This is a genomic window from Streptomyces sp. B93 (assembly GCF_018070565.1).
Lineage (GTDB): Bacteria > Actinomycetota > Actinomycetes > Streptomycetales > Streptomycetaceae > Streptomyces.
The window spans coordinates 1-6,933 of sequence record NZ_JAGPXL010000097.1 but is presented as its reverse complement, the minus strand read 5'-3'; the positions used below and the strand labels follow the sequence as shown (position 1 = coordinate 6,933).

Here is a 6,933-nt window from a genome sequence, read left to right as displayed (position 1 = left end):
GTGGGGTGGGGGGCGGGGGCAGCAGGGTCAGGCGCAGGGGGGCGGGGCGGTGCAGGTCGAAGCCGCGTAGCCGGTCGTGTTCGAGGAGGGTGTCCCAGTCGCCGTCGGTGCGGGTGCGGCGGGTGATCTCGGGTGCGGCGTGCGGGTGCACCGTCAGGCGCACCTCGCCGGTGGTGGGGGTGAAGGCGGTGCGCAGGATCGTTTCGCGGTCGCAGACGCACTGCCAGGCGGCGGTGAAGCGGGGCAGGTCCAGGGGGCCGTGCCAGTCCCACACCAGTTGTTCGATGTGGCGGCCGGTGCCGGGGTGTGCCTGGCTGCTGCGGTAGAGGGCCGCCTGCTGGGGGGTGGCCTCACGCACGGGGGTGAGGGGGGCGGGGGCGGCGGCCAGTTCCTCCAGCAGGCCGCGCAGGTGCTGGGTGAGGGCGGCGGCCTCGGCGTCGGTGAGGGCTCCGTCGTGGCCGCTGGTCCAGTCCAGGCCGAGGTGCAGGCGGCCGCCGGTGAGGGCCGCGTGCACCTGGAGCGGGTGGGCCGTGGAGCGGGGCGGGTTCCCGGTCAGCGGCCGGGCCGGGACGGAGGGGCTCTGCCCGGGCGGGTGCAGGGTCAGGCAGGCGCGGGCGGGCGGCAGGGCGCGCAGGGTGCGGCGCAAGCCCGGGTCGGGGCTGAACTCCCGGCAGGCGCCAAAACCCTGCCCGTCGGCGCGTCCCGCGCTGGCGGCCAGCGCCGCTGCCAGCGCGCTCAGCTGGGCCAGCGCGGTGGGCGCGGGCGGCACGGCGAGGTGGACGGGGTAGCGGTCGGCCAGGCGGCCCACCTGGCGGCGCAGGTGCGGGCGGTGGGTGCGCGGGTCGCTGCGGATGTCGAAGCTGACCTCGTCGGTGTTCTGCCAGCGGGCCAGGGCGAGTGCGAACACGCCCGTCAGGACCTGCGTGGGGGGCAGGGCCAGACGGCGGGCCAGGGTGCGGGTGATCTGCCGGGTGGTGTCCTGCCCGAGGGTGAACCGGGCGTGCCGCAGCTGTCCCGCCTGCGCGGCGGGAGCGGCCTGGAGGTGCCCCGCGGCCGCGAGCACAGGAGCCGAAACGCAAGCGGCGGCGCCGACCGGGGCGGGAGCGGGGGTGGCCAGGGGGCGGGCGTGCCGGTGCAGGGCCCTGGGTGCGACGGGGGCGGGGGGGCCGGGGGGCGGCGGCGGTGGCGGTGGTGCGGGTGGTGTCAGTGTGAGTGTGGGTGGTGCGGGTGTGGGTGGTGCGTTCGGCGACCAGGCTCCAGTGCCGGGCCTCCACGGGATCGCAGGCCAGGTGCCGCAGTTCGGCGATCCAGCGGTCCAGGCCGTCACCGGCGGACGCGGGCCCCTCGGCAGGCTCGGCGGACGCGGCAGCCTGGGCGGAGGCGGCAGCCCCGGCCAGGGCGGTGGCCTGGGCGGGGGCGGCCTGGGCGGGGGTGGTGGCCTGGGCGGGGGTGGTGGTGTGGTGGGTCAGGGCGGTGGTGAGGTCGTGCCGCAGGATGTGCCAGGAGGCGGCGTCGACGGCGAGTTCGTGGGCGACCAGGGCGATCCGGTCACCGCGCTCGGCCCGGTCCGGGCGGCGGTCACGGGCCAGCAGCAGCCGCAGCTGGATGCCGGTGCGGGCGTCGAGGGTGCGTCCGGTCGCCTCCAGCAGGGCGGTGAAGGCGGCTTCGTCGGTGAACTCCCCCACCACCAGCGGGTCCAGGCCGGCAGCGGGTGCGGGGCCGGGGTGCCAGCCGTGCAGGGGGTGCAGGCGGAAGCGCAGCTGGGGGTGGGCGGTCAGGACGGTGTGCAGGGCGGCGCGCAGGCTGTCCTGGTCCCAGGGGGTGGCGGGCTGGATGAGCATCGCCTGGAAGCGGTGGGGGATGCCGTGGGCGAGGGCCGCGCGCTGAGCGGGCGTCAACGGCCGCCCCGGGCCCGTGGGGTGGGTGAGGCGGTGGGGGTGGGGTGCGGTGAGCCGGTCGGCGAGACGGCCCGCGAGACGGCCGGTGACGGCGGCGGCGGGCGCGGTCTGCGGGGCGTACAGGCGCAGGGTGTGGCGGTCGGGGCCGTGGCGCAGCAGCCGGTGTTCCAGGGCGGGCCCGGCGGGGTCGTCGGCGGTGACCTGGCCGATGAGGTGTTCCAGGCGGGTGGTGTCGAGGGGGCCGCGCAGGTGCAGGTCCCAGGGTGCGAAGGGGGCGGCGGGGCCGGGGGCGACGAGGACGGACAGCGGTGTGTGCGGGAGAGGGTGACCGGTCATGGTGTGCGGGTGCGGCGGGCGCGCGGGGCGCGGCGCCGTCAGCCCTGATGCCTCCTTTCGCGGGCGCGGGGCGTACACGTAGCAGGGGTGCGGGATCGTACTCCCGTTGCGGGGGGCGGGTGCAGCAGGGTGCGCCGGGTACGGCCGAAAGCCGCCCGGGAAAGCGCGGGGCGGGGCGGGCGGGTTGTGTGCTCGCCGGTCCGGGCGGCGGTGGCCGGTGGCACGTACAGGCACGGTAGGGGCCGTACGGGGACAAGGGCCGTTTTTCCGAGTGGATCTGAAGCGGGGTCCGAGCAGGGTTGGAGGCGGGCCCGCGGGGCGCACTCATGCCTCGCGCCCCCGCGGCACCAGCCCCCTTGGGGCGGGGGCGGGGCTGGCCGCGGGGGCGCGAGAAGAAGGTGTGGGGGTGAGGGGGTGAGGGGGGTGAGGGGGTGCCGGGTGGGTCAGAGCATGCGGACGGCGGTTTCGGCGTGCTGTTTGGCCGCGGCGAGCAGGGCGGTGCTGGTGCGGGACAGGGCGGTGCGCACCCGGCGGCGGGTGCCGGCCAGAGCGGAACCGGAGCCGGAACGGGTGGGGTGGGGGCCGGTGGCGGGGTGTTCCTCGCGCAGGACGACGCTCTGCCAGCAGGTGAGGGTGACGCCGGTGGCGTCGGGGGTGACGGACCATTCGCCGATGTGGGCGGCCAGGTGCGGGGCGCAGGTGGTCTGTTTGAAGACGATCCGGCCGGCGTGGGGGAAGCAGATCCGTACCGATTCGGTGGTGTGCAGGCCGTCCTGGGCCAGGGTCTTGAGGGTCAGGCGCTGCACGCCGGGGGTGTCCTCGCTCAGGGTGGCGTGGGCGAGGTGGGGCAGGAGGGCGGGCCAGTGGCCGGCGCGGTAGAGGAGGTCGTAGGCGAGTTCGGCGGGGCCGTTGATGCGCAGGGAGTCCTCGAAGGTGAGGACGAGGTCGTCCAGGCGGCTGAAGTGTTCGGAGAATTTCTTCAGGTCGGCGGCGCTGCGGAGCCATTCGTCCAGGGCGGGCAGGGCGGCGTTGGGGGTGGGCTGGAGTTCCAGGGCGGTGTCGTGGGGGCCCAGGGGGCGCAGGCTGACCACGCCGTTGAGGGGGGCGGGCAGCAGGGCGGGGCGTTCCTGCTGGAACTCGATGCGGTGTGTGACGGGGTCCAGGTGGCGGCGGGTGGTCCAGGATTTCAGCTGCCCGTCCATCAGGCACCACATCCGCAGGCGTTCGTGTTCGCCGTCGTAGGCCAGGCGCTCGACGTGGACACTGGGGGAGAAGTACAGCGGCATCTTGGCTGTGTCGGCCAGCACGGCGTAGACCACGCCGGCGGGGGCGGCCACCCGGATGCGGTGTGCCGCGGTGCCGGAACGCTCACCAGACATCTGAACACCTCGTTTCGTCACAGTGCGCCGGCCGGAGAAGGGAAGGGGCGCGTCACACCCGCCCGGGGGGGCGGCTCGGGCGTGCGGGGCAGGCCCGGGGCGGGGTGGCGGCGGCCTGGGTGTCAGCCGGCGGGCGCGGGCTCCTGGGCCAGTCGGCGGGCGACGCGGCAGGCCCGGCCCAGGAGCCGGGGCAGTTGCCGGCCGCCGCGTACGAAGAAGTGGTGGCCGGGGACGGTGCGCTGCCAGCGGGGTCCCTTCGTCCACGCGTGCCAGCCGTCGGCCGCCGCGGGCGGGGCGAGCGGGTTGCTCTGGGAGGCGACGACGAGCAGGGGGGTGGTCAGCGGGCCGGTGCTGAGCGGGCGGCGGGCGGCTTCGTGCAGGGACCGGGCCAGTTCCAGGTCGGCGCGCAGCACGGGCAGCATGGCGCGCAGGAAGACGCCCTCGTCGCTGGCGGGCGGGATGTGCCCGCCGAGCTGGTGCAGCAGGTCGTGGTCGCTGATGTGCCCGCCGGGTGGGGTGGGGGGTGCGCAGGCGCCGACGGCGAGGAGACAGGGGCCGGGCAGGCGCGCCTCGGTGAGGGCCTGGGCCACGGTCAGCGCGATGACCGCGCCCAGGCCGTGCCCGTACATGGCGTAGGGGGCGGCACCGGTGGGGGTGACCTGGGGCAGCGTCGCGTTCAGGAGTGCCTGCCGGGTGGCCGGTGCCGGCCCGGTGGGCCATGCGGTGGCGGCGGGCAGGCGTACGGGGACGGGTTCGACGCCGGGGCCGGTGTGTGCGGCCCAGCCGTCGAAGACGGACACGCCGTTTCCGGAGTGCGCGAAACAGTACAGCCGCACGGGCGGTTCGTCCGACATGGCCTCCTCCTTCGCGTCCCCGCCCCCTTCGTTTCCTGCGCATGTCATGCCACAAAGGGGCAGGGTTCGAGGATCACCGGCCGGCCTCGAATCACACTCGAGACCGGGCCGAGGCCAGCCACACCCGCCCGCACCCCGCCCGCACCGGGATACCGGCCGCGCTCGGGGGTCGGCGGGCCGGGACGGCCCACCGTCCGGGCGGGCGGGCTGACAGGCGGCCCGGGGAGCCGGGGAGCCGGGGAGCCGGGCGGCCGAGGGGCCAGGCGGCCGGGATGGCCGGGGGGCCGGGCGGCCGGGATGGCCGGGGGGCCGGGATGGCCAGGGTGCACACGGCCGCGCTGGCGGCGGGGTGAGTGCGGGGCACGGGCAGCAAGGCGAAGCGGGACGGAGGGACGGGCGGGCGCGGCGGACGGCAGAGCGGGGCATGGGGGCGAGGGTGGCGTCCCGCCGAGTGGTGTAGCCATCCGGACCCGCCGGTCCGGATGGCCTGTGGTCGGTCCGGCCCGGCTGGAGCCCCGCGCTGCGGGGCGAGCCGGTCAGGGCGGCGGGGCCGCCCCGGCGCACAGGGGCGGGCTGTTCACGGCCGCAGGCGGTCCGGCCGCGATGGCCGAGGGGCAGGTGTCCGCGGGAGACCCGCAAGGACTGCGGGCGGAGCGCTGAGGGTGCGTGAGGGGCTCAGGTGCGGGCGGGGCGGGGGCGGGTGGGGGCTGCCCGCAGCCGTGGTGCCGGGCGGCTGCGAACGGCCAGCGCACCCACGGGTGACGGCCACTCCCCCGGCCCGGCCCGGACAGGGCCCCCTGTGGCGGGGCGGGAGAAGACCGCCGGGTGCGGGATAGGCGGCCACCCCGACACTCTTGGTCTCTGGTCTCCTACGGGAGGTCGTGCACCGGCATGCCCGCGTCCGGCCGGGCGGCGCGCCCGGGCCCGCCCCTGGTGGGTGCCGGGCACGGGCACAGCGGACACGCCCGTGCCCGGCAGGGGCCCGGGGGGCGTGTACGGGGCCCCTCTCCCCTTCCGTTCGGCGGCGGTGACTTGCAGGCCGCCTCCCTCCGGCGGGCTGGGCCACCCGGTAACCGGTGCCGGACGGTGCGCCCCCGGGCCGCACTGCGCGGGCCGGGGGACAGCATCCGGCGCTCTGGCACGGCCCGGCCGCGCCGGGACACCGGGCCGGACGGCACGCCGGGCGACAGAGGGCACCGGGCCGGACGGTGCGCCAGGCGAGCGAGGGCACCGGGCGAGAGACGGCGCCGGGTGAGAGAGGGCTGGGGCGTCCCGGGCGGGCCGCCGGACACGGCGGCCCGCGACGGGGACCAGGCCAGACAGGGCACGCCGGGCCGGGGGGTGCCGGGCCGGGGGCCGGGGGTCTAGGCGGCGTAGCGGTCGAAGGTGGAGCCGCGGCGCGGTCCGGCCATCACGTCGAGAGCGGGGTCGACGGAGAGCATGGCCTGGTGCAGGCGCTGCAACTGCGGTGAGGGTTCCACACCGAGTTCCTCGATCAGTCCCTCGCGCAGCTTGCGGTACACATCCAGGGCCGAGGCCTGCCGCCCGGACCGGTACAGCGCCACCATCGCCTGCGCGTGCAGGCCCTCGTGCTGGGGGTGACGGGCGATCAGGTCGGTGAGTTCGGCGATGAGTTCGGCGTGCCGGCCCAGCCGCAGATCGGCGTCGATACGCCGCTCGGTGGTCACCAGCTTCGACTCCTCCAGCCGGGTGACCTCGATCCCCAGGACCGGGCCGAGGCGTACGTCCACCAGGGCCGGTCCCTGCCACAGGGCCAGCGCCTGCCGGAAACTGCGGGCGGCCCGCTCGTCGTCGCCCTCGTCGAAGGCTTCCTGCCCCTCGGCGGCCAGCCGCTCGTAGGTGTGCACGTCCACCGACTCCGGCGGGATCTGCAGCAGATAGCCGCCGTGCCGGGTCGCCAGCACGTTCTTCGCCGCGCCCGGGGCGCCGGGCCCCATCGCGGTGCCCAGGCAGCGGCGCAGCTGCATGATGTAGGTCTGCAAGGTCGTCATCGCGCTCTGCGGCAGATCCGTTCCCCAGATCTCCTCCATCAGCGTCGACACCGGCACGACACGGCCCGGGTACAGGGCGAGCAGGGCGAGAACCTGCCGGGGTTTACCCGCGGTGGGGACGATCGAGTCCCCGTTCACGGCGGCACACAGCGGACCCAAGACCTGAATCTCCATGGTTCCCTCCGTTCGTCGTCGGACACTCCCGATGGCGGAAAGTCGTCGGCGGAGTCGCACGTTATCCGAACCCGACCGGAGGCATCGGTTCCTTCAGCGGCATTTGAGTAATCCTCAAAGACCGGACAGCGGGCCAGCGGGAATTCGAGAAACACCGAAGGAACCCCTGAGGAATTGGCCGAAAATATCACGCCCCCGACCAGAAAAGCCTCCTGCCCACCCCCCATCCCCGCAGCCCGGTACACTACGCACCCCCACCCCACCCACCAGCCCCCCCCAC

General features: G+C 76.0%; 4 protein-coding genes and 1 pseudogene. 1 reads left to right on the top strand and 4 read right to left on the bottom strand.

Annotated features, from left to right (window positions below):
* A pseudogene (locus tag KBY47_RS35920) lies at nt 1-1,063 on the bottom strand (hypothetical protein); the annotation flags it as partial.
* A 226-nt stretch (nt 1,064-1,289) separates the two neighbouring features.
* Here KBY47_RS35920 and KBY47_RS35915 point away from each other — a divergent pair.
* The gene (locus KBY47_RS35915; protein ID WP_210928814.1) at nt 1,290-2,282 is read left to right on the top strand and encodes a hypothetical protein; all 993 of its coding nucleotides are present in this window, start codon (nt 1,290-1,292) and stop codon (nt 2,280-2,282) included.
* A gap of 395 nt (nt 2,283-2,677) precedes the next feature.
* Here the strand turns inward: KBY47_RS35915 and KBY47_RS35910 are convergent, their stop codons facing one another.
* From KBY47_RS35910 to KBY47_RS35900, 3 genes are all read right to left on the bottom strand, one after another.
* Nucleotides 2,678-3,613, bottom strand: a complete 936-nt coding sequence (locus KBY47_RS35910) for an aromatase/cyclase (protein ID WP_210928812.1) — start codon at nt 3,611-3,613, stop codon at nt 2,678-2,680.
* Between the two features lie 122 nt (nt 3,614-3,735).
* Nucleotides 3,736-4,467, bottom strand: a complete 732-nt coding sequence (locus KBY47_RS35905; protein ID WP_210928810.1) for a thioesterase II family protein — start codon at nt 4,465-4,467, stop codon at nt 3,736-3,738.
* Nucleotides 4,468-5,831: 1,364 nt separating this feature from the next.
* On the bottom strand, nt 5,832-6,653 hold the full coding sequence (locus KBY47_RS35900) for an AfsR/SARP family transcriptional regulator (protein ID WP_210928807.1): 822 nt from the start codon (nt 6,651-6,653) through the stop codon (nt 5,832-5,834).
* Nucleotides 6,654-6,933 lie beyond the last annotated feature (280 nt).

Bases quoted from the DNA above. Each gene is read 5' to 3' on its own strand.
- KBY47_RS35910 (WP_210928812.1), bottom strand. From the start codon at position 3,613: ATGTCTGGTGAGCGTTCCGGCACCGCGGCACACCGCATCCGGGTGGCC.
- KBY47_RS35905 (WP_210928810.1), bottom strand. From the start codon at position 4,467: ATGTCGGACGAACCGCCCGTGCGGCTGTACTGTTTCGCGCACTCCGGA.
- KBY47_RS35900 (WP_210928807.1), bottom strand. From the start codon at position 6,653: ATGGAGATTCAGGTCTTGGGTCCGCTGTGTGCCGCCGTGAACGGGGAC.